Consider the following 20,921-nt stretch of genomic DNA (forward strand, 5'->3'; position numbering starts at 1 on the left):
AAATTAACCCAAGTACGCCAAATTCAAGGCGTACCTGAGTATGTTATTGCTGAGTTGTTAACTACAGTTGTTAGTTACGAACGATTAGCACGGTCTAACGCACGCTGGGCGCGTTTCGCCGCTTGTTTCAGGGCTTTTTCCGCAGGAATATTTTCGATTTGTACTTGGTCTGCCGCAATCGCTAGCGCATCCATGATCTTACCGTTGGTTGGGTCAAAGAAATTCATTTGTGCAAAGCCCGCTTGCTGCAATGGAATAAGCGCGTGAGGGTTTTCTTTGGTATAAGCTTGGTATTCTTCGACGTCTTCTACGCTCTTACGAACAGGGATATAACCCGTAAACATTGACCAACGCGCTGTATTCTTGGCGTTGGTGTAAAAGCGCATAAACTCAAATGCACCTTGCGCCGCTTTGTTATCTGTCCCTGTCGGCATCACGAAGATCTGTGCCGCCGCTTGAGGCTTGGAAGGGTTCGCCCCCCAACCTGGCTGTGTCGTTGCCGCTAAACGGGTGAAGTCGAGATCACCTTGGTCACCCGATGAACCTGTGTAGCCCAATGCTCGGTTTTTCATGACATCGTCAATAGTCTTGTACCAGTATTCCCAACCTTGGCCACCGTGGTGAATACGCATCACATCATCATCGTGGATCCATTGACGGAAACCGTCCCACACCTCGACCCACTCTTTCGAGTCGACCATGACTGTCTTGCCATCATCGCTTAGCACTTTGGCGCCGTTAGAGAAGGCGGCATCAATGAGGTTATCTTTGCCCCACATCGGCTCCCAACCGTAAAATGAAACGTTGCCGTTCACATCGGTTTTACGTACCGCTTTCGATACTTTCGCCACGCCTTGCCAGGTTTTTAGATCATCAGCCGTAAAGCCATGCTCCGCTAACACCTGCTTGTTGTAGTAGAACACCTGTGTTGTACCGTACGCAGGTAGGCCATAAACCTCACCATTAGTTTTGGTCACTTGCTGACGGAAAGCACCTAGAAAGTCATTAAAGTTAAAAGCATCGTCCATGTACACCGACATATCACGCACTAAGTTACGCTTTGACATGGCAGAGGCTTGCTCGGCTTTTAGCAATACAAACTCAGGTGCAGTACGCGAGGCCATACCCGCTTGCAACTTCTGATAAGTTTCGGCGTAGTTACCTTGAAGCGCACCTTTGATCTGGTACTCATCTTGGCTCGCATTAAACTCATCAATCAGTTTGGTCATCATTTTTTGGGGCTTCACGCCACCTGAATACCAAAAATCTACTTCTGTTTTCGCCAACACGTTACCTGTGAAAGCCAATGACGAACATATAACTGCTAAGGTTTTTAGTTTCATATCCATATTACTCTTTAACACCGTTATCGTTGGTGATTCCCGTTAGAATCGTTTTCTGACATAAGATGAACAACACAAGCAGGGGTAAGACAGCAATCGTGCTGGCTGCCATAATCTGTGACCAATTCAGGCCATAGTTACCTTCTGCGATAAAAAATTGACGTATACCTGTGGCGATAAGGTTCAGCTCTTGTGAGGTGATCACCAAGCTCGGCCACATATAACTGTTGTAGTTAGTAATGAAAGTGATCAGAAATAAGGTCGCCAAGGCGGCTTTACACTGAGGGAGAATGATCTTCCAAAGAATTTTCAACTCACCCGCGCCATCAATACGCGCGGCTTCGATTAACGATGGGTGAATTTTCAAAAAAACCTGACGTAAATAAAACACCCCGAATACACTGGCCGCATTAGACAAAATCAAACCCATGTGCGAATCCAATAAACCAAATCGTGCCAAAGTGATATAAGAAGGAATGTAAGTCACCGCCCCTGGCAGCATGTAACAGCCCATCACCACAAAATATAAAAAGGTTTTAGATTTAAATTTCAGCTGCGTTATGGCGTAAGCAAACATGGCTGAATTAATAATCACTAACAAAGTGGTAAACAAAGCCACGCTAAAACTGTTAATGATGTACAAGCCAAACGGCGCACTATTAAAAGCATCGACAAAACTTTGCCAATTAAAGGTGCTAGGAATAATCATTAATGGATTAGCAAAAATCTCATCATTTGATTTCAACGAACCTGATAACATCCAAATAAATGGAAAGACCATTAATAAGCCTGACATCAGCAAGAAGCCATGTTTCAACGTATTCTTAAAACCACGTTCAAGCACTCGATCTCGCTGAGTCGTACTGTTCGCTTTTACAGGTTTGGCTGTATTAATGCCCTGCTTGCGGGACGCATCATTGATAACAACCTTGTGTGTATTCTTTGCTGGGATAGCCAGCGTATCCATAGTGCTCATTGGTTAATCCTTAGTAATACACCCAGCGTTTACCCATCACAGTATTGGCAATGGTTAATGCACCTGTGATCAGTAAGATAATGAGAGACGTTGCCGCTGCAGGACCCATATCGTATTGCTCAAATGCCTGCTGATAAAAGAGATACAACAGAGTACGCGTACTGCCACTTGGGCCACCTTGAGTTAATATTTGGAACTGATCAAACGCTTGAATCGCGGTGATCATATTGACGATCACCAAGAAGAAAGTGGTCGGTGATATCAGTGGTAAGGTGATTTTGTAAAAACGTGTCCACGGACTACAGCCATCAATTAATGACGCTTCATACAAAGAGGTAGGGATTTTATTGAGCGCACTGATATAAAACAGCATGGTCCAGCCCACCGCTTGCCACACAGTCACGACCATTACTGCAAACATCGCGGTATCACCACTTTCTAGCCATGGAATAGGGGCAATACCGACTTTATCGAGCAGTAAATTCACCAGACCCGATTTGGATTCAAATACCCAAGACCAAACAATAGAAATCGCAACCGTTGGGGTGATCCAAGGCGAGAAGATAACCGCACGATAAAATTGACTGCCTTTAAAATTGTTATGAAGTAATAACGCAAAGACTAAACCGATCATGACAGTGGGAATAACAACACCCAGCGCAAATATAAAAGTATTTTGCATCGCTTGAATGAAATCACCGTCTTCAAGCATGTACTGGTAATTTTCCAACCCAACAAAATAATAATCAGGCGAAATGTAATCCCAGTCAGTAAAGCTGATATAAACACTCCAGCCAAAAGGAACTAGCCAAAATGTAATTAATGGGATCATTAAAGGAGCAATAAAAAACAGAACTTTGCTGCTGTTTTGCCACTTTTGTAGATTCAGGTTCATTGTTGTTGTCACTTATTATTCAAGACAGGATCAGCTTATATTCAGTCTGTGACAGCGGTATTTGCATACACATCACTTTTTCCAAACACAGCCCCAAGAAAAACTTATGGCCCTTGTCATCTAACCTAAGAAAAGCTATCGCTTGCACGCTGGCGGGGTTAGCTCGCTATATTGCTGGTGCAACCAATCACAAAAGAAATTCACTTTTGCTGTTCGCTGCTTATTGGTTATTAGGTAATGTGCAGATTCCGATGGCATCGCCCCTTCCACAGCAATAACGACATCACCACTTTCTAACCATTCTTTGGCAACAAAAGAGCGCACAAGCAAAATACCCAAACCATATTTCGCAGCTTGTAAACCATGAAGTGAGTTGGTTATTTCAAGCTGAACCGAAGGAGGATGAAGTACATACTGATTATGATTAAGCCACTGAATCCAGCTTTCTTCGTACCCTTTCACTTGAATCGCGGGCAAGTGTTGTAACTGCGCGGTCGCTAATTCTTCGATGTGCTTTCGTTTAAATTCAGGGCTACACACCATTAACCAGTTTTCTTGAAATAAGCGCTCAGCACGAGTGTTACCACATTCGGTAAAACCATTGGTTATCTCCACATCGGCTTCCTGACAAGGCAACTGTGATGGCCAATCAACCAAGGAAAGATCAAGGCGAATGAAAGGATGCTTCTGAGCAAAATCAGTTAACTTGGGCAGCAGCCAATTGTGACCAATAGAGTGATTCACCTTCACCCGCAACACATCAGCTTGTTGCTCACCAAACAAAAATTGAGTTTGTACTTTTAAGTGCTGGAGTGTGCCAGTCACAACAGGCAAATACTGCTGTGCTTCATGGGTCAAGGTCACGCCACGTTGGCTTCTGTGGCACAAGGTCGCCCCTAGAAATTGTTCGAGGCTTTTCAGCTGAAGGCTCACCGCGGCTTGCGTGACATGCAATTCACGCGCAGCCGCTCCGATTGATCCTAATCGAGCCACGGCTTCAAAAGCGACGAGTGATTTAAGTGGAGGCAGCATACCTTTGCCCTCTCAGAAAAAGAGCAATGTAATTCAGAGAGTTGACAGGGAGATGACTAAATTAAGTCAGGGAGATGACAGCGAGAAAATGTAAACGGCAAGTCTAACTTAGCCGCTTACATTTAGAGAAATATTAAATTATCAACTGTCCATAGCGGTTAAAGGCGTATTTATTTACCAATGACAAGGTGGTCGCCACAGAGAAAACTGCGGCAAGAAAAATCGCGACCATAATAACCAGTTGGTATTTCACGGCTAATAGTGGCTCGGTACCGCCAAGGATCTGACCTGTCATCATGCCTGGTAAGCTCACAATACCCAAGGTGGTCATTGACGCTAACTGCGGCGCTAATGCCGTTTTAATCGCTTCTTTAACGAAAGGTTGTGCAGGCTGAGGCGCCCCTAATGATAAATAATACTGATATTCATTTAATCGGCTTTTCAAGCTGCTATGCCAACGCTCAAGAGCAAGCACATTGGCTGCCAAGCAGTTACCAAGCAACATGCCCGCAACGGGAATAAGATACTGTGCCTGCCACCATGGCGAGAGTTGAATCGCCATGACTAAAAGCATGGGCAGCACCACAACTAATGCAACGGCTTGCCCTGTTAGCACTGCGGGGAGTACTCTTTTTAATGGCAATTCAGCACGTTGGCAAATACTCACGCCAGCAACGCCTGCCATGATGGTTAACCAAGCTAAGTTAAGCAGCGGATTTTGGAAATCAAACAAGGTCTGTAAGTAAATACCAACCACTGCCAGCTGCAGCGTCATACGTAAAACTGCGGTGACAATACTGCGTGTTAATCCAAGCTGCCATCGCGCAAACAACGCGATCGGTATAAGTAGCAACAGGTAAAAAGCCGCCATTCCCCACAAACTGATCACAACCGTATCATTCATCCCTGCTCTCCATTTGATGAACAAAATCGCAACTGGCTAACCAATGAGGATCATGTGAAACCGAAATTTTAATGGCCTGCGTTGCAGATAAGAGGGCAATAACCTTATCGCGACTTTGTGCGTCTAACGCTGATGTCGGTTCATCCAATAACCAAATGGCTCTTTTCATTAGTAATGCACGAGCAAAGCCTAGACGTTGCTTTTCTCCCCCCGATAATGCAGCCACTGGCTTATCAAGGCTATGGTGCAAACCAAGCTGAATAAGCGCCTCTTTGCATTCGACTTCGCTAGGAGTGGCTGACGACATAGCTTGTAAGTGCCAAGGTAATTGCAACACGTGTTCGATCGTATCGCCCCCCATGACAGGTTGCTGCGGGAGATAACAAATGTCACGTCGCCACAGGGGGAACCGCTGTGGTGTAATAGCATCACCTTGCCAGCTGATCGCGCCCTGTTTGGGCGGTGCTAATCCCGCTAATATTTGTAATAAACTGCTTTTACCGCAACCCGATGGCCCTGAAATAGCCAAGTGTTCATAAGCCGATAATGTTTGATGCAGCGGCTCTACATCTGCAGATTCAAAGCCCGATGTGAGGTGCTGAATATCTAGCTGATCCGTTACCATTCCTGTCCACTCATGCCGTCTGTATATTCAAGTAAATTAGTTAGATTTCACGCTGTAATTGAGTCAGGTAATCACGCATAAATGTCACGCGCTGTTGTGCTTCATCTTTTGCGGCTTGGGTATGTAACGTCTCGGCGATACGGAACAATTTGGTGTAAAAATGATCCACCGTAAACGACTTATCGTTTGGCGTGCGTTGTTCACAAAATGGATCATCATCGCTGTACAGTGTCGATCCCAATACGCCGCTAATTTGTAAGCATCGACTCACACCTATCGCGCCCAAAGCATCTAAGCGGTCAGCATCTTGTACAATTTTCGCCTCTAATGTTTCAGGGGGAATATTAGCACTAAAGCTGTGCGTCGCAATGGCATGATGAATGGCCGAATAATACTGTTCGGGGTACTGCCACTTAGCCAGTAAGATGAGAGCATGATCGGCAGCCATAACGGAACTCTTCGATCTATCAGGGTGATTTTTAGGTACCGTAATACAATCATGTAACCATGCTGCAGGGATAACAATATTGGGGTCAGCTTGCTCGATATTACACAAGTGCTTGGCTGTTTTGACTACGCGAAATATATGCGCTTTATTATGAGCTGCATCTGTCGCAATACTATTTTCTAGTAACGCTAAACAGTGTTTTTCTATTGCTAACATAAAGGTTCTCCTTGGCCTTAAGGGCATAGTATCAAATACACCATCCGTCCCCTATTTTTCCATTCATTTTCAGAATGATACATACAAAGATATGCAACATAAGTGACATTCACCTCTATTCTCTCAATTGCCATTGGCATCGTGAATATAAAACTATATGGTCATAAATCTATTAGGTTAAATATAATCGAAACAGTGATTAACGCATTGAGGTGTATATGGAAGTACGACGACCGCAGCCACTAAAGCAAGGTGATACCATTGGCTTTTTTTCTCCCTCATCGCCCGCAACTTTTTTTGCTCCCACAAGATTTGAAAGGGCAAAACAATTTCTTCTCCAGCAGGGTTATCACCTTAAAGCTGGCACATTAACTGGGGAAAGTGACCATTATCGCTCGGGCTCAATTCAACAGCGAGCCGATGAACTTAACGCATTAATTCGCGATCCCGATGTACGCTGTATTATGTCCACCATTGGCGGTATGAACAGTAATTCGCTCTTGCCTTATATCGATTACGATGCACTGATTGCTGATCCTAAAATCATCATTGGCTATTCCGATATGACAGCATTACTGCTGGGTATTTATCAAAAAACTGGCATTATTACCTTCTATGGTCCTGCATTGGTCGCGTCATTTGGCGAACTAGCACCATTGGTTGACCATACATTCACATCCTTTGCCGCTATCACTCAACCACAATCACTGCCTTATCGCTACAGCTTGCCCGCATTCTGGAGTGAAGCTTATATCAACTGGGAAACTCAAACAGCGCCAAAGTCCGTGGCAGCAAACACCTGTGAATTTCAGGGAGAAGGGATCTACAGTGGGCGCTTGATTGGCGGCAATCAAAATACCATGATGGCGATTCAGGGCACTCCGTATATGCCAGAAATCCAGCATGGTGACATATTATTAGTGGAAGACTCTCTCTCTGATATCGCGACACTTGAACGTACAACCGCACAATTAAAAATTGCAGGTGTATTTGACCGTGTTAGTGCCATCATTTTAGGTAAACATGAATTATTTAAAGACCAGAGTACAGGGCGACAGCCCATTGATGTCTACCGTGAAGTATTAAATGGCCAGCCAATGCCGATTATTAATGGGTTTGACTGCTGTCATACTCATCCCATGTTAACCATGCCGATCGGTTGCACGATAAAGATCGACTTTGATCAGCATACCGTTGATATCATCGAACCTTGGTTGGCGCAGAGTTAACTAGGCACCCTCTCAACTTAAACACAAAGTCGCCCTAAGCAGCGACTTTGTGTTGTTATTTTCCGTTCTTATACCCGTTAAGCAGTACGAACGTTGCAGTTGCAGTTTAATAGTAATAAGTCAGCGCGACTTCAGCGAAGCTTTCCGTACGATACAGATAAAGCGGGTCTTGCCGCTCATCACTGTTAAACCACCACGCATTCACATTCCAGCGCCATGCATTACCTATTCGGCTAGAGGCTTCAACCCGTGCTGTTCGCGAGTCTACATAATCAAAATCTTGTGTTACCCCCAATAAGACTTCAGTACCCGCCATATCATTCGCGACCCACCGCATACCAACAAATCCATCGTTTTGACCGAGAACAGGTGCTGAAATACCGCGAGAGTCATACAGGTATTCTGCTAATACACCGATATCCCAACTGGTGTCCAACACGCCAATAAAGGTATATTCGAAGCCCCCCGTCACGGCCGTTGAAGTATCCAAGCTATCGCGATACAGAGCTTCTAACTTCCACATCCAGTCACCGAATATCCCTTGAATATCCGTACTTATCTGAGACATTTGCGCATAATACGGCACCAATACAGGCGTAATTGCAGACGGATTCTCACCTTGTAAGTACGGATCACGGTTTGTGCCTTGAAAAAGGCTAAAGCCCAGATCCCAAATATCAATACTGTGCGAATAACGAAGCGCTATATCAATATGATGTTGCTCTTGGGATGACTCATAGCGAGCATTATCGGTATCAAGTTGTGGAATACCTAAACGCCCAGATGGGCTAGCAAAGGTCCGTTCTCGAAAATACGGTAAGACAAACCCTTCAAATGTCCCCCAGTCTTGTAGCCAGGTGAGTTGAATCATAGGTTGACCTAACTTGATCTCGCCATCCACACTTTCAACCCCATCGGTTTGGTTGATAACATCCACCAAGTGCTGAGATTCTGTCACACCCCAAAACACTTTACTGATACCCACTTTGAACTCAAACTCATCGGCATAATACAAATAAGATAATTCACGAATATCGGCATGAGTTCGGTTGTCATCGAGACTGTCCCAACGGCCAAAAGGGGTAAAAGTCACACTCGACTGCCCACCATGCCATTCCCAATAGAATTCAGGTTCTAATGTAACCGACGTTTGCTCACCAGCTTGACCTGCAATGCCTTGCTCAAAAAACTGCCGATGTTCAAGCGCAACTTGCCCTCGCACTTCCATACTATAAGAGGGAAAGCTCCCTCCTATCGCCAGTAATAAAGCAAGGCCACTTTTGTTTAATACACCGATTTTCAATGTAGAGCGGAGACGTTCGCTGAATCTATGCATTATTAACGACCTCACACAGCCTCCTTAACGCGCACGTTTTAAGCTAGATTGACTAAAGTCAGCCTCTGTCAGCCCAACCTTAAACGTGATGTCATGGGTGGTAAGTGTCGTACTTTTTCCTGTTTGATGATTTACCATTATCATGGTGTGTGCACGCCAATATTGAGTTAAGTATTGTGCGTAATCACTGAACAGCAGTGTTTTCAGTAAGGCGTTTTTCCGATCGTAAAACTCCATTTTTAGTGGGCGATAATGCTCTTTATCCAACCAAACAAGCTGCTTGGTATACCCCGAATATTGATCCGTTGGCGTTTGCTCAACTAAAAAACTACTCTGACCATCTATCTGCTCATCCCCTAAGTATTTGAAATGGTATTTCTCTATTTCAAACGAACTCAAATCTTCATACGCAAATTCACTGCCCATAAAAGGCCCTGATTTATTACGTGAGGCTATCCGCTTTACGCGTTTTAATGCAGGCAGAAATAACCACTGGTCATCAGGCTTTACTGTATGTGCAAAACTCAAGAAAGCCGTCCCTTTAACATCCCGAGGTTCATCAAAGATGGTCAAACTTTTATCACCATCGTTGATCACCTCTAAGGTATCAATTCGGATTTTTCTATCACTGCTTTCACCTTGCGCATTTTCCAATAACATACTGAGGGACGCTCTTGAATCCTGCCACCCGCTATCACGTAGCTTTCGTTCTTTCGCTATTTCTAACCCTTTATCAAATTTAGCGTCTACCGCAGCAACGACATTAACGGCAAAAGCAGATAAGCTTCCAACTACACAGAGCATCATGAAACGCTTGGCGAATAAGCGCTGTGTCAATTTATTATGAGTCGATAAGTTCATACTATTTTCTATCCTTGAATATATTAAGATACGGCAGTAGCAGGTACTGATTGAACTTGCGGGCTAAACTCTCGGCGATCAAGCCAAAGCAAGGCGGCGGGTAATAATAGAAAATCTACCACCAGCGCGAAGATGATAATAATGGCGCTTAGCTGCCCCATATCCGCATTTAATCGGAACGAAGAGGAAGCCAACACCATAAAGCCAGCGACCAGTACCAAGGTGGTAACGGCTAATGCGCGCCCAACAGTATTGAAGGCGTAACGAATCGCCTCTTCGGTGTTATTACCTTTACGACGGGCATATTGATATTTACTCAAGAAATGCACCGTATCATCCACCACGATGCCTAACGTCAGTGAAATAACGACCGACAAACCAAGATTAATTTCACCTGATATAAGAGCCCAACAGCCAAAACCTAAAATGGCCGGAATTAAGTTAGGTAATAAACTAATCATTCCCAACCGCACTGAACGTAAAGCAAAAATAAGTAACGCTGAAATAAGCACTAAGCTGACGGGTAACGACTTCAGCATACTATCCATATTCACTTCACCAATATGAGCAAACATCAGTGATGGACTGGATGCAATCACGTCATACTGCGGGGCATGCTGGCTGAACCAATCGTAAATACGTTGTTCTAATTCAACCAACTCTTGGCTACCTAAGTTATCGATAGTTAGCTGGACCTTTACCGAGGATTTATCGATATTCACTTCATTATTTAGATCTAAACCATAAGGCAACGACATTTCATAAAGCAGTAAATACTGCGCTGCTAATTCAGGACTCTGCGGTAAACGATAATAAGCCGGATCATCACCATGCATGTTCATATTCAAACGACGATAGGTATCGGATAAACTCGCCACATGATCAGTTTCAGGTTGTTGCCGCAACCATTGCGTAAAATCACCAAGCACATTGATCAAGACGGGGTTGCTGACGCCCTGTGATTCATTCGTTTTTATCGCGATACTTATGGTTGTCATACCGCTGATGGTTTGCTCCATAAAATCAGCCGCTTGACGAAATGCATTGCTGGTATCGAAATACCGAATGGAGTCATCATTAATCTTATTTTGTCCAATCAGTAACCCAGCCCCAAGAGCAATCACAGCAAAAGACGGTAAAATCAACTTATAGCGATGAATAACAAAATTGGCTAAGCCATCCATCACTATTGATGATTTTTGCTGTGACACTTGTTTTACTTTAGCGGGCAACAATACCAACAAGGCAGGCAATAATGTTATCGATAAAACAAAAGCAATCATCACACCCAATGCCGCTAAATTCCCCATATCACGCAGTACAGGTGAATCGGATGCGTTCATCATTAAGAAGCCTAGCGACGTCGTCACCGATGTAATAAATAAGGCTTTATAATTCAGCTTCATACTGTGCAAGACAGCATCTAGCTTAGTGACTCCTTGTTGCTGCAAGGTTTGACGAAAAGTAGCAATTACATGCACACAGTCGGCGACGGCTAACGTCATCACTAAAGTCGGTACATTCGCAGTTGCCACACTCAAAAACATACCGCCCCAACCAGCAAAACCCAATGTGGCTGTAATGGTACTGATGATCACCAGTAAGGTTGCGAGCACACCCACAACCGAACGGATGAGCACACTCAGTACCGCCAAAATCACCAGAAACATCAAGGGCACTAGCGTACTACTGTCTTTTTGTGCTGCTTGGCTAAAAGATGAATTCAGCGCAATAACACCAGCAGTGTGAAAGTCTACCTCTGGATAATGGGCTCGATATTCTGCTAAGGCGGTATCAACATAAGCACTGATCACGGCAATATTTTCTGTTTTATCACCAGCAGGTAGCTGCATGGTAATATTAACCACCGCCACATCTCCGTTGGCTGAAATCAGGCTATTACGTAAACGTGGCTCGTTAACGGCAATCTCTTTGACTGCGGCGATACGCTCTGGATGTAATGGATGTTCCGCCAACAAAAGATCTTCAACTAACATATCGTCCTCAACCGCTGAGGTATGCTGATAATTAGCGATTGAATCTACGCGACTTGAAAATGGAATTTGCCACGCATCTGTGGTCATTTTCTGAATTAAGCTAAGATGCCGATAAGTAAAAATGTCGCCAGATTGTGGCGCGATCACTAATGATAAATTATCGGTTTTATTGAAGGTTGCTTCGATTTCATCAAAGGCTTGAAGTTGAGGGTTAGTACCATCAAAGAAAATTGCGTAATCACCTCTAAAGTAGAGATTTTTCATACCAAGCGTCGTCAGTATTACCGCTAGCAATACACTCACTAATACCCATTTAGGGTGTTCTATTGGCCATTTCAAAAAGTTAACTTTCATCACTCTCTCCGTTGTGACGATTCGTCAAAAAATAGCGCTTTAAAAACCAACTTTCACTCTACAAACTGAGAAATAAGCTGGTTAGTACTTCCTTAGCACACATGAATTGCCACCGAATAAGCTGGCAAGTTTTATGGTCTGTAAATAATCAAAATCACATTTGACGATTCGTCAAAAAACATCATTTAAAAAACATGCACTGCATGTTAGTGACCAATCGTCAAAATTGACCTTTCGTCATAATAGTTCTTTTTTTGTTCATATCAAGCATTATTTCGCCCGTAAGAACTAATAACATTTTTAACATTTATATAAGGGGAGAAGTGTCTAGCGCAGTAAGTAAACTCTCTAAATACCCGTAAAATCAGGTGAGTATCTGCGTGAAAATATACACAAAGAAAAGACGAATAAGGCCGAAGAAAAAGATGATAAGCAGAACAACAAGTGAGCTCAACGCACAAAATAAGACACTTTAAAAGTAATTAAATACAGAGCGTTACCGTTTTAGCGTCGCAATATAAGCCACTTCATCACTAAATATATCTTCTTCAATATGTTGCCAGACTTGCTGATAGTCGTGTTCAGAAGACAAGGGTAACCAGCCCATACCATCCAGCATAATATTGATGTTCATTAGAATAGATTGAGACTGTAAAATACGAGCAACGCAGCTACTATTTGCAGCATTATTGATTAAAGCGTTCGAGCCAAAGGCCATCGACCAGTTTGCAAAAATAATACTGTCGGTTGTCATCCCCTCTGGTAATGTCAGATCATGACTTGATAAACCACGAGCAAAAATCGCATCGGTAATCGCAACCAATTCTTCTTCTAAACGGTTAATATACGCTAAGCGTTCTGGTGAGGTTTTTTCAATGACCCATGGCGTACGTGACGTCAGTACACACATAGATAAGATAGGCTCTATACGGGCAAATAGATGATAAGCTACATGCATCGCGACCACTTTTTCTCTGCTTAACCCATCATAAGTTTGTGCACGACGAAACAGGGAGATTTCATGTAGTAATGCTTGGCTACCCAAGGCAGAAATAACGTCTTCTTTACTGGTAAAATGATTATAAATCGTGCCTTTAGAGTAAGGACTCGCCGCCGCGATTTTATCCATCGTCAGATTAGCAAAGCCTTCTTCTACTACTAACGCTTTCGCTATTACCAACAATTCATATTCACGATCTTCAATGGCTTGTTGTTTCTTCGTCAGCGTATTCGAACGGTTGTCCGTGAGTTTACAGAACAACTTTTTCCCACCTTTACAACCAGTTACACCAAACATAACACCTCCACTCTACATCCATTTTAAGCTATAACACTACAAAAATTATTAGTGTTCGTGCGCAGTAAAGAATATCACGTATTAATCAGCTGGAAGCAATATATTGACTTTTCGTCATTATTTACCAAATCAAGCACATCTGATCATGGATGATCAAGTAGATCTGCATCAATGCATTGTGCAATGGACCATCATTTCGTTTATAAATCTGTCGAGCTGATCACAAACTTCCGCTAGAATGGCAGCTCAAAAATTTCACGGTTGGAAAGCACACATGTATAAATTGGTTGCATTAGATATGGATGGCACACTCCTTAATAGTAATGGGGAGATCTCGCCAAGAACCCAAGACGCTATCGCCAAAGCGCGCAGCATGGGAGTACATGTCGTTCTTGCTTCTGGCCGACCATTGGAAGGCATGACAAAGGCATTAGCTGATTTAAGTATGACCAGCGACGATGACTACGTACTTAGCTACAATGCCTCAATGGTGCAACGCGTTGCCAGCCAAACCGTTATTCGTAGCCAAATTCTAAAAGGTAGCGATGCTAAAAATATTGCCAGCCTTAGCCGAGATCTCGGTGTACACGTTCACGCCTTTTCACGCCGTTTTGGTTTAATAACACCAGAAAACAATGATTTTACTCGTCATGAAGCTGAAATTAATGGCCTAACGATCACTGAACTTGATTTTGTCGAGCTGGACAACAATGAAGACATCATGAAAGTGATGATGATTGATGAACCAGAACGCTTATCAGCCGCGATAGCTCAGCTACCTTCGATGCTGCACGAACAGTACACTATCGTACAAAGCGCCCCGTTCTTTTTAGAGTTTCTTAACCCGAAAAGTAACAAAGGCGCAGGTGTTGGCATGTTAGCCGAACACTTAGGTATTGATGCGAGTGAAGTGATTTGCATGGGCGATGCAGGTAATGATAAACACATGCTGGAATACGCAGGTTTAGGGGTTGCTATGGCCAATGCGACCGACGATATTAAAGCCATTGCTGATCACATCACCGATAGCAACAACGACGATGGTGTTGCCAAAGTAATTGAAGCATTTATTCTTAATCGCTAAGCAATCAACGTCCGATTACTGTCATGTAAATAATGAAAAGAGCCGTTTTGGCTCTTTTTATGCATTATTCACTTCTATCGAAATATACAAGTCATTAATAAATCAAATATCCCCAACAAGGGGTGACGATCACATTTCTATTTATTCATTCAAATAACACCCACAATAAAGGTAAGTGACCTAAATCTAATTATTGGTATTATTGGCTGTCACCTATAATTTTATAGGCGTAATGTGGATATTCTAAAATACGAATTATCAGAGGTGATTATGAGTTTGTTTTATGTAGATAAAAATGCACAAGATAATGGCGATCATGAAGTTCATACAGCAACTTGTACTCACAGCCCTGGTATAGAAAACTGTGACCCTCTTGGCTACCATACCGCATGTAGCACCGCCTTAAATGCCGCCAAGAAAATATATCCACAATCTAATGGCTGCTACTACTGTTCATATTCGAGTTACTCATCTGTAGATAAATAATAGTTGCGATAAAAACCGTGAGAAAGGCAAGGCACCACAAAGTTAGCATCACAGCATTTAACTTGTCTAAGCAGAGTTAACAAAGGGGGTATTTTAATATCCCCCATTAGCTATGATTAGAGCCAAGTGCTTATTTCACATCACCTATCTTCGCTTTTAATTGAGCGATGACATAATCTGGCGCAATCTTTCCTAGTTCATCTAAACACTGTTCTGTCTTATCATTTGCAGTGCGAACATAAATATCGCACACCGCATATAACTGCTCTGGTGCACCTGAAATCAAGTAAGCTTGTTCAAATGATTTCACCGACTTATCTATATCTAATGGCTCTTGTAACACACCATTTAAATACCAAAAGTAGCTATTAGTTTGTGCCATATTCGCGGCAATTTCGATCGCATCCGCCGCTTTAGCTTTCTGCTCTAAGCGTACTAAGGTTAGTGCTTGTGAGTAATACAAGTTGGACTCATTTGGCTGAAGAACAATCGCTTTATCCAACGCCACAAGAGCTTGCTCATCTTTACCTTGGGCGCGTAAATTATCAGCTACACTCAACCAAACCTGAGCATTTTTCGGATTGGCTTTGAGCAAGGTCTCATACAGCGACTGCGCTTTATCCCACTCTTGATGCCAGCGGTAAACATCAGCTAATAACAAAGCTGACTTTAGATTCAACTGTACATTCTCAGACGTACTTTCTTCTATATCCTCTTGTATATCTTCTTGTATATGGTCTTTTACATTAGCTTGAGCGCTAAGAAATACCACCAGCTCTTGATAGGCAGATTCAATAGTGTGTTGTTGCTTTGGTGACATGTTGCCAAAATCACGGATTAAATTGGTTGTAGCTGTCACTCTGACCTGCTGGTTTGGATCGGTTAACAATGGCTCCAGCATTCGCCAGCGATTAGTAAATTGGTAAGGTTCCGCCGCAATAACAGCAGCTTCTCTCACTGCCTCGCTGTCATCTTGCAAACCTCGCACCACGGCAACAAGACTGTTTTGGCTCGGGTATGGTGCCAGCTGGCGTAAAGCATTGGCTCTTACTTGATCACTCTGGCGTTTATCTTGCACGGTATACACCCACTGTTGTACTTGCTCGGGGCTACTATTAGCCATCGAATTTTGCGCTGATGATGACTGAGAATGAGCATCTGAAGCGAGTGTCGTCGTATCAGCCTGACTCAATACGCTATGTTCCGCTTGGTTCTGTATATCACTATCTGTGTTTACCGCCGAAGCGTTGACAGTCGATGTATTTGCCGCGTACGACTGTGTCGTCATTAACGCCAACGTAGTCAATACTGTTAAGAGTTTCTTCATCATCTTGCTCCTAAAACTTCGTTGGGAATGCGTGCGAACGCCTAGCCTGTAGCGCCATCACTTCATCGCTGTATTTACCATGTGCGACTGGGTTCCCCGTCATACGCAACACATACGCCATTGCCTTGTCTGCATGGCTAAAGAATTTATGCCACCCCGCACATAAATAGTTAAGCCCCGGCTCCCCTTCTTTGGTGCGAATGAAACGATTTTTCGGACACTCACCATGACAAGCAAATTTATAATCACATTGCTGACATTGCGTCGTCAAAGTTAGGGATTTCGCAAAGCCAAACTTTTTCTGTTCAGGGGAATACGCCATCTCATCAAGCTTCTGATGATGAATATTGCCAACTTTATACTCAGGGTAAACGTAGTGGTCGCAGGTAAAGACATCGCCATTTGGCTCCATCGCCAACCCTTTACCGCAGATCTCGCCTAGTGTGCATAAGGGGTTCTTGCGACCCATCCAAGTCTCAACACTGGCTTCAAAGTATTGAACAAAGACTTTACCCAGATCCTTCGTTACCCACTCATCAAACACCGCAATCAAAAAGTCACCCCATGCTTCAGCAGACACACACCAAGGTTCAACTACAGAGGCTTTGTGGTACGGGTTTAATCGGGCATCGCCTTGCGTTAACTGATCTTGTGGCTGCCATTTTTGCGGCGCTGTCGTACGAAATGTTTTTTGCTCAACAATCGGAATAAACTGCATTTGTGGCGACTTCACCACATCACGCAAAAAGCGGTAAACCTCTAGTGGGTTTTGGCTGGTTAAGTTATTCACACAGGTTAAAGTCGCAAAGTTGACCTTGTACTTGTGTAATAGCTCAACCGCTTTCATCACTTGCTTAAACGTACCGCGCCCAGCTTTGTTGGTACGATAGGTGTTATGCAGTAGCTCGGGTCCATCAATACTTAATCCAATTAAGAAATTATTCTCAGCCAAAAACGCACACCACTCATCGTTAAGTAAGGTGCCATTAGTTTGTAAATCATTTGAAATTTTCACGCCTGCTGGCTGATATTTCTTCTGGAATGCGACTATTTTCTGAAAGTATTCCAACCCGAGCATCGTCGGCTCACCACCTTGCCACGAGAAGATGATTTCAGGGGTGTTTTGCCCTTCGATGTATTGTCGAATGTAAGTTTCTAATGTGTCGTCATCCATTTTTGGCGAACAGCCTTTTTTGTACTCCAGCAAATCCTGTTTGCTCAAGTAATAGCAGTAAGTGCAATCAATATTACAAGCAGCACCTATGGGCTTTGCCATCACGTGCAAACGCTTGGACGCCTTACCGTTAAACTGTGGACCTTGAGTGACTAACATATCTCACCTTTCGAGCGACAAACTAAGAGTGACCATAATAAAACCTGCCCTGCGCTATAGCTTGTTATACCCCTTATAACCAATGGGAATGGGAAGATTGCCTACAATGGATGCTCGCTTGATTAGGTTTTGGCTCAGCTCAACATGGCCTCAATGTAATCTCGGCTTAGCTTCGATTTGGAGATACATCCATGTTTGCATTAGGTTCTAAATACTCTCTCGCGGCCATTGCGATAAGCGCAGTTACTCTAACTGGCTTATTTGCCTGCACCATGTCAACAGCACCTCACCCTATCGCACAGCAAATTGATAGCAACATGGTGCGAGTCGAAGGCGGTAGCTTTGTCATGGGCTCAAATCAGCCAAATGCCAGCAAAGCAGAAAGCCCAGCAAGAGACGTTACGGTAGATAACTTCTACATATCAAAATTCGAAGTGACTCAAGCGTTGTTTGAATCTGTGATGGGATCATCACTGAGCTACTTTAAAGCGCCCGACATTCCAGTAAATAACCTCAGTTGGCAGCAAGCCAATTTCTTTATTGAGCAACTCAACGAACTCACAGGCGAAAATTACCGTTTACCCACCGAAGCCGAATGGGAATTTGCAGCAATCGGTGGCAACAAGAGCCAAGGTTTTACTTATAGTGGTTCGAATAACCTTGATGACGTCGCCTGGTATGCGGCCAATGCAAATAACAAAGCGCACCCCATTGGTCAGAAACAACCCAACGAGCTTGGGTTATACGACATGACAGGTAATGTCGGTGAATTTGTTATCGACGCCTTTGACGACACCTTTTACCGTTATGGCCCTACCGAAAATCCCAATAATGCCAAAGATGAAAAAGCAGGTTTAGCCCACAAATCTGTTCGTGGTGGTAGCTTCGCCTATGACCCTGATGAATCAGAGAATTTCCGTCGCGACTTTGCCAGTCAGTCTATAATTATGTCCGATATGGGGCTTAGGTTGGCTAAAGACGCGAATTAAGATCGAGTAAACTCGAGAAGCGACGTTTAATGCCACCTCAGGGGTCTTAGAGTATCTGTCTATGGTTAGGGTGAGGATTAATCACGCTGTTCTCATTGATGTTTCACCTCAATGTATTGCACCAATACACTCAAATTTAGGTAAATAATAATATGAACAAAAAACGTATTTGTACCCTCGCTGTCTTATCTGGCCTATCTTTCTCAACCATGGCGATGGATTGTGATCCCAACCAGTTACCATCTTGGAAGGACGGTGATAGCAAGGCCGCCATTGTAAACTTCGTTGATCAATCCACAGACAAATCAAAAGATACCTTTGTACCTGTCGCAGAGCGCATTGCGGTCTTTGATAATGACGGTACCTTGTGGTCAGAAAAGCCCTATTATTTCCAACTGGCTTTCGCGCTTGATCAAGTCAAAGCAATGGCAAAAGATCACCCAGAATGGAAAACACAGGCACCGTTTAAGTTCGTACTAGCCAATGACATTGAAAGCGTATTTGCAGGCGGCGAAGAAGCACTGCTTGAGATCGTCAAAGTCACTCATAGTGGTATGGCGGTTGAAGAATATCAGCAAACCGTCAACCAATGGCTAACTACAGCCAAAGATAAGCGGTTCAACAAGGCCTATACTGAGCTTACCTACAAACCGATGCGTGAAATGCTCACTTACTTACAAGCGAATGATTTTAAAACGTATATTGTGTCAGGCGGTGGCGTAGACTTTATGCGAGCATGGGCACCAGAGGTTTATAATATTCCAGCAGAACAAATCATTGGCAGTGCCCTTAAATATCAATACGCATACAATAATGGTCAACCAACCATGACCAAAATGGGTGAGATCCTCACTATTGATGATAAAGGTGGCAAGCCTGAAAACATCCAGCATATTATAGGTAAAAAGCCTGTACTCGCCGTCGGTAACTCAGACGGTGACCACGCGATGATGCAATGGGCGACCAGCCAACCCAATTCTATGGCGATGATTGTGCACCACACTGACGAAGCACGTGAATGGAAATATGACCGTAAGTCCAGTGTTGGGCAACTAGACAAAGCAATGGATGAAGCCAATACCCGCGACAACTGGCATCTTATTGATATGAAAAATGAATGGTGCACCGTGTACTAAGCTCTTCAGCCAACACACTAAGAGCTCCTTACTTTGAGGAGCTCTTAAAGCAAAGAATACCAATCGTCAGGTTCTAGTCTCCGCTAACTTTTCTTTATGACTTTCCCCGCTTGCTTCACTTGATTCCTCAGCCACTTATGGGCACTTTCACTGGTCCGGCTCGGGTGCCAAATCGCACATAAGTCATAAACCTTATCGGTAAATGGCAGCGGAATGCCTTTTACATCATAAGTATTTTCAAATGCCTTAATGGTCGATTCGGGCAACATACCTATGTACTCACTATTGTGGATCACAGGTAACATTTCCACTACACCGGGTGCTCGATACTTAATCTCTCGTTTATCAAGGTCTGCGATATCTTCATCGTTCAAGATACTTTTCCTACTGTGCCAACGAGACACCACTACGTGCTGTTCTTTTAAAAACTGTTCAGGTGTGATGGAATCTTTGATACGCGGATGTTGTGCACTACATACCACCAATAAGCGCTCTGAAAGAATCGGCTCTACTTTTAATACTGTTCGGCCTCGAGGGGCTAAATCAACGATCAGATCATAGCGTTGTAACCGTAAATCACTTTCAAAATCTTCAGTAAACAACGGGTGCACTTCAATAGAAATATGCGGCGCTTGTTCGTGGATCTGTTTCATTAATTGCGGCATCAATTCATAACTCGCAGCCGAGACACATGCAACTGAAAAAATACGATTTGAGACTTTAGGATCAAATGCCCGTGAAGCTGATAAGGTCGAACTAAAATTTTTAAATGCAGCAGACATCGCGGGGTAAATATCGCGGGCAAACGTGGTTGGCTCAACACCTGAAGTATTACGATGAAACAACGGATCATCATAGATCTCACGCAAGCGTTTCAGTGCTTTACTGACGGCAGGCTGAGTAATATCCATCCGCTTGGCGGCGCGCGATAGATTTTGCTCTTCAAAGATAGCAACAAAAATGGGGATTAAATTGAGTTCAGTACTTTTCATTCTTCCTGCTGATAAAGCAAAACCCATTAAGCATGATGAAGCAAGCTTAATGGGTTGAATA

The 20,921-nt window shown here is 43.5% G+C and carries 19 protein-coding genes; 5 read left to right on the forward strand and 14 right to left on the reverse strand.

Features of this window, described 5'->3' with window-relative positions; genetic code table 11:
• Positions 1-74 precede the first annotated feature (74 nt).
• The 7 genes from OCU87_RS23080 to OCU87_RS23110 all read right to left on the reverse strand — a co-directional run bounded on the left by OCU87_RS23080 (position 75) and on the right by OCU87_RS23110 (position 6,439).
• The gene (locus OCU87_RS23080) at positions 75-1,343 is read right to left on the reverse strand and encodes an extracellular solute-binding protein (protein ID WP_315972501.1); all 1,269 of its coding nucleotides are present in this window, start codon (positions 1,341-1,343) and stop codon (positions 75-77) included.
• Between the two features lie 7 nt (positions 1,344-1,350).
• A complete protein-coding gene (locus OCU87_RS23085; RefSeq protein WP_241149074.1) occupies positions 1,351-2,319 on the reverse strand; it encodes a carbohydrate ABC transporter permease in 969 nt (322 codons plus the stop codon).
• Between the two features lie 10 nt (positions 2,320-2,329).
• Positions 2,330-3,214: a carbohydrate ABC transporter permease gene (locus OCU87_RS23090; RefSeq protein ID WP_062692471.1), complete on the reverse strand. Its 885-nt coding sequence runs from the start codon at positions 3,212-3,214 to the stop codon at positions 2,330-2,332.
• 135 nt (positions 3,215-3,349) lie between these two features.
• Positions 3,350-4,246, reverse strand: a complete 897-nt coding sequence (locus OCU87_RS23095; RefSeq protein WP_261858630.1) for a LysR substrate-binding domain-containing protein — start codon at positions 4,244-4,246, stop codon at positions 3,350-3,352.
• A 133-nt stretch (positions 4,247-4,379) separates the two neighbouring features.
• The gene (locus OCU87_RS23100) at positions 4,380-5,150 is read right to left on the reverse strand and encodes an ABC transporter permease (protein WP_261858631.1); all 771 of its coding nucleotides are present in this window, start codon (positions 5,148-5,150) and stop codon (positions 4,380-4,382) included.
• Positions 5,143-5,775 (reverse strand): ABC transporter ATP-binding protein, encoded by a 633-nt coding sequence (locus tag OCU87_RS23105; protein ID WP_261858632.1) that lies wholly within the window; start codon positions 5,773-5,775, stop codon positions 5,143-5,145. The genes OCU87_RS23100 and OCU87_RS23105 overlap by 8 nt, the downstream gene beginning before the upstream one ends.
• 40 nt (positions 5,776-5,815) lie before the next feature.
• Positions 5,816-6,439, reverse strand: a complete 624-nt coding sequence (locus OCU87_RS23110) for an HD domain-containing protein (RefSeq protein ID WP_261858633.1) — start codon at positions 6,437-6,439, stop codon at positions 5,816-5,818.
• 218 nt (positions 6,440-6,657) lie between these two features.
• On the opposite strand from OCU87_RS23110, the gene OCU87_RS23115 reads away from it, so the two are divergent.
• Complete coding sequence (locus tag OCU87_RS23115; protein ID WP_261858634.1) at positions 6,658-7,668, forward strand: S66 family peptidase; 1,011 nt, start codon at positions 6,658-6,660, stop codon at positions 7,666-7,668.
• A 106-nt stretch (positions 7,669-7,774) separates the two neighbouring features.
• Here OCU87_RS23115 and OCU87_RS23120 read toward each other — a convergent pair whose 3' ends face one another.
• From OCU87_RS23120 to OCU87_RS23135, 4 genes are all read right to left on the reverse strand, one after another.
• Entirely contained in the window at positions 7,775-9,004 is a 1,230-nt protein-coding gene (locus OCU87_RS23120) for a hypothetical protein (protein WP_261858635.1), read from the reverse strand.
• Between the two features lie 24 nt (positions 9,005-9,028).
• A complete protein-coding gene (locus OCU87_RS23125; protein ID WP_261859356.1) occupies positions 9,029-9,811 on the reverse strand; it encodes an outer membrane lipoprotein-sorting protein in 783 nt (260 codons plus the stop codon).
• Between the two features lie 77 nt (positions 9,812-9,888).
• Entirely contained in the window at positions 9,889-12,216 is a 2,328-nt protein-coding gene (locus OCU87_RS23130; protein WP_261858636.1) for an efflux RND transporter permease subunit, read from the reverse strand.
• Between the two features lie 496 nt (positions 12,217-12,712).
• Positions 12,713-13,513, reverse strand: a complete 801-nt coding sequence (locus OCU87_RS23135; RefSeq protein WP_261858637.1) for a TetR/AcrR family transcriptional regulator — start codon at positions 13,511-13,513, stop codon at positions 12,713-12,715.
• 274 nt (positions 13,514-13,787) lie between these two features.
• Here OCU87_RS23135 and yidA point away from each other — a divergent pair, with 274 nt between their 5' ends.
• On the forward strand, positions 13,788-14,597 hold the full coding sequence (gene yidA, locus OCU87_RS23140; RefSeq protein WP_261858638.1) for a sugar-phosphatase: 810 nt from the start codon (positions 13,788-13,790) through the stop codon (positions 14,595-14,597).
• A gap of 270 nt (positions 14,598-14,867) precedes the next feature.
• Positions 14,868-15,083 (forward strand): hypothetical protein, encoded by a 216-nt coding sequence (locus tag OCU87_RS23145; protein WP_062692681.1) that lies wholly within the window; start codon positions 14,868-14,870, stop codon positions 15,081-15,083.
• Between the two features lie 130 nt (positions 15,084-15,213).
• Here OCU87_RS23145 and OCU87_RS23150 read toward each other — a convergent pair whose 3' ends face one another.
• Positions 15,214-16,371 (reverse strand): hypothetical protein, encoded by a 1,158-nt coding sequence (locus OCU87_RS23150; RefSeq protein WP_449301144.1) that lies wholly within the window; start codon positions 16,369-16,371, stop codon positions 15,214-15,216.
• A 49-nt stretch (positions 16,372-16,420) separates the two neighbouring features.
• Positions 16,421-17,743, reverse strand: coding sequence for an anaerobic sulfatase maturase (locus OCU87_RS23155; protein ID WP_261858640.1), 1,323 nt, complete (start codon positions 17,741-17,743; stop codon positions 16,421-16,423).
• 272 nt (positions 17,744-18,015) lie between these two features.
• On the opposite strand from OCU87_RS23155, the gene OCU87_RS23160 reads away from it, so the two are divergent.
• Both OCU87_RS23160 and OCU87_RS23165 read left to right on the forward strand, forming a co-directional pair.
• The gene (locus tag OCU87_RS23160; protein WP_390961500.1) at positions 18,016-18,732 is read left to right on the forward strand and encodes a formylglycine-generating enzyme family protein; all 717 of its coding nucleotides are present in this window, start codon (positions 18,016-18,018) and stop codon (positions 18,730-18,732) included.
• A 152-nt stretch (positions 18,733-18,884) separates the two neighbouring features.
• Positions 18,885-19,868, forward strand: coding sequence for an HAD family hydrolase (locus tag OCU87_RS23165; protein WP_261858641.1), 984 nt, complete (start codon positions 18,885-18,887; stop codon positions 19,866-19,868).
• 83 nt (positions 19,869-19,951) lie between these two features.
• Here the strand turns inward: OCU87_RS23165 and OCU87_RS23170 are convergent, their stop codons facing one another.
• Positions 19,952-20,860 (reverse strand): LysR family transcriptional regulator, encoded by a 909-nt coding sequence (locus OCU87_RS23170; protein ID WP_062692457.1) that lies wholly within the window; start codon positions 20,858-20,860, stop codon positions 19,952-19,954.
• Positions 20,861-20,921 lie beyond the last annotated feature (61 nt).

Source organism: Photobacterium sanguinicancri (genome assembly GCF_024346675.1).
Taxonomy (GTDB): domain Bacteria; phylum Pseudomonadota; class Gammaproteobacteria; order Enterobacterales; family Vibrionaceae; genus Photobacterium; species Photobacterium sanguinicancri.

What these genes read in the sequence shown, in the direction of transcription:
- OCU87_RS23135 (WP_261858637.1), bottom strand. Translation starts at nt 13,513, where the DNA reads ATGTTTGGTGTAACTGGTTGTAAAGGTGGGAAAAAGTTGTTCTGTAAA.
- OCU87_RS23115 (WP_261858634.1), top strand. Translation starts at nt 6,658, where the DNA reads ATGGAAGTACGACGACCGCAGCCACTAAAGCAAGGTGATACCATTGGC.
- OCU87_RS23160 (WP_390961500.1), top strand. Translation starts at nt 18,016, where the DNA reads ATGTCAACAGCACCTCACCCTATCGCACAGCAAATTGATAGCAACATG.
- OCU87_RS23145 (WP_062692681.1), top strand. Translation starts at nt 14,868, where the DNA reads ATGAGTTTGTTTTATGTAGATAAAAATGCACAAGATAATGGCGATCAT.
- OCU87_RS23080 (WP_315972501.1), bottom strand. Translation starts at nt 1,343, where the DNA reads ATGAAACTAAAAACCTTAGCAGTTATATGTTCGTCATTGGCTTTCACA.
- OCU87_RS23165 (WP_261858641.1), top strand. Translation starts at nt 18,885, where the DNA reads ATGAACAAAAAACGTATTTGTACCCTCGCTGTCTTATCTGGCCTATCT.
- OCU87_RS23085 (WP_241149074.1), bottom strand. Translation starts at nt 2,319, where the DNA reads ATGAGCACTATGGATACGCTGGCTATCCCAGCAAAGAATACACACAAG.
- OCU87_RS23100 (WP_261858631.1), bottom strand. Translation starts at nt 5,150, where the DNA reads ATGAATGATACGGTTGTGATCAGTTTGTGGGGAATGGCGGCTTTTTAC.
- OCU87_RS23155 (WP_261858640.1), bottom strand. Translation starts at nt 17,743, where the DNA reads ATGTTAGTCACTCAAGGTCCACAGTTTAACGGTAAGGCGTCCAAGCGT.
- OCU87_RS23170 (WP_062692457.1), bottom strand. Translation starts at nt 20,860, where the DNA reads ATGAAAAGTACTGAACTCAATTTAATCCCCATTTTTGTTGCTATCTTT.
- OCU87_RS23125 (WP_261859356.1), bottom strand. Translation starts at nt 9,811, where the DNA reads ATGATGCTCTGTGTAGTTGGAAGCTTATCTGCTTTTGCCGTTAATGTC.
- OCU87_RS23120 (WP_261858635.1), bottom strand. Translation starts at nt 9,004, where the DNA reads ATGCATAGATTCAGCGAACGTCTCCGCTCTACATTGAAAATCGGTGTA.
- OCU87_RS23110 (WP_261858633.1), bottom strand. Translation starts at nt 6,439, where the DNA reads ATGTTAGCAATAGAAAAACACTGTTTAGCGTTACTAGAAAATAGTATT.
- OCU87_RS23090 (WP_062692471.1), bottom strand. Translation starts at nt 3,214, where the DNA reads ATGAACCTGAATCTACAAAAGTGGCAAAACAGCAGCAAAGTTCTGTTT.
- OCU87_RS23150 (WP_449301144.1), bottom strand. Translation starts at nt 16,371, where the DNA reads ATGACGACACAGTCGTACGCGGCAAATACATCGACTGTCAACGCTTCG.
- OCU87_RS23130 (WP_261858636.1), bottom strand. Translation starts at nt 12,216, where the DNA reads ATGAAAGTTAACTTTTTGAAATGGCCAATAGAACACCCTAAATGGGTA.
- OCU87_RS23105 (WP_261858632.1), bottom strand. Translation starts at nt 5,775, where the DNA reads ATGGTAACGGATCAGCTAGATATTCAGCACCTCACATCGGGCTTTGAA.
- OCU87_RS23095 (WP_261858630.1), bottom strand. Translation starts at nt 4,246, where the DNA reads ATGCTGCCTCCACTTAAATCACTCGTCGCTTTTGAAGCCGTGGCTCGA.
- yidA (WP_261858638.1), top strand. Translation starts at nt 13,788, where the DNA reads ATGTATAAATTGGTTGCATTAGATATGGATGGCACACTCCTTAATAGT.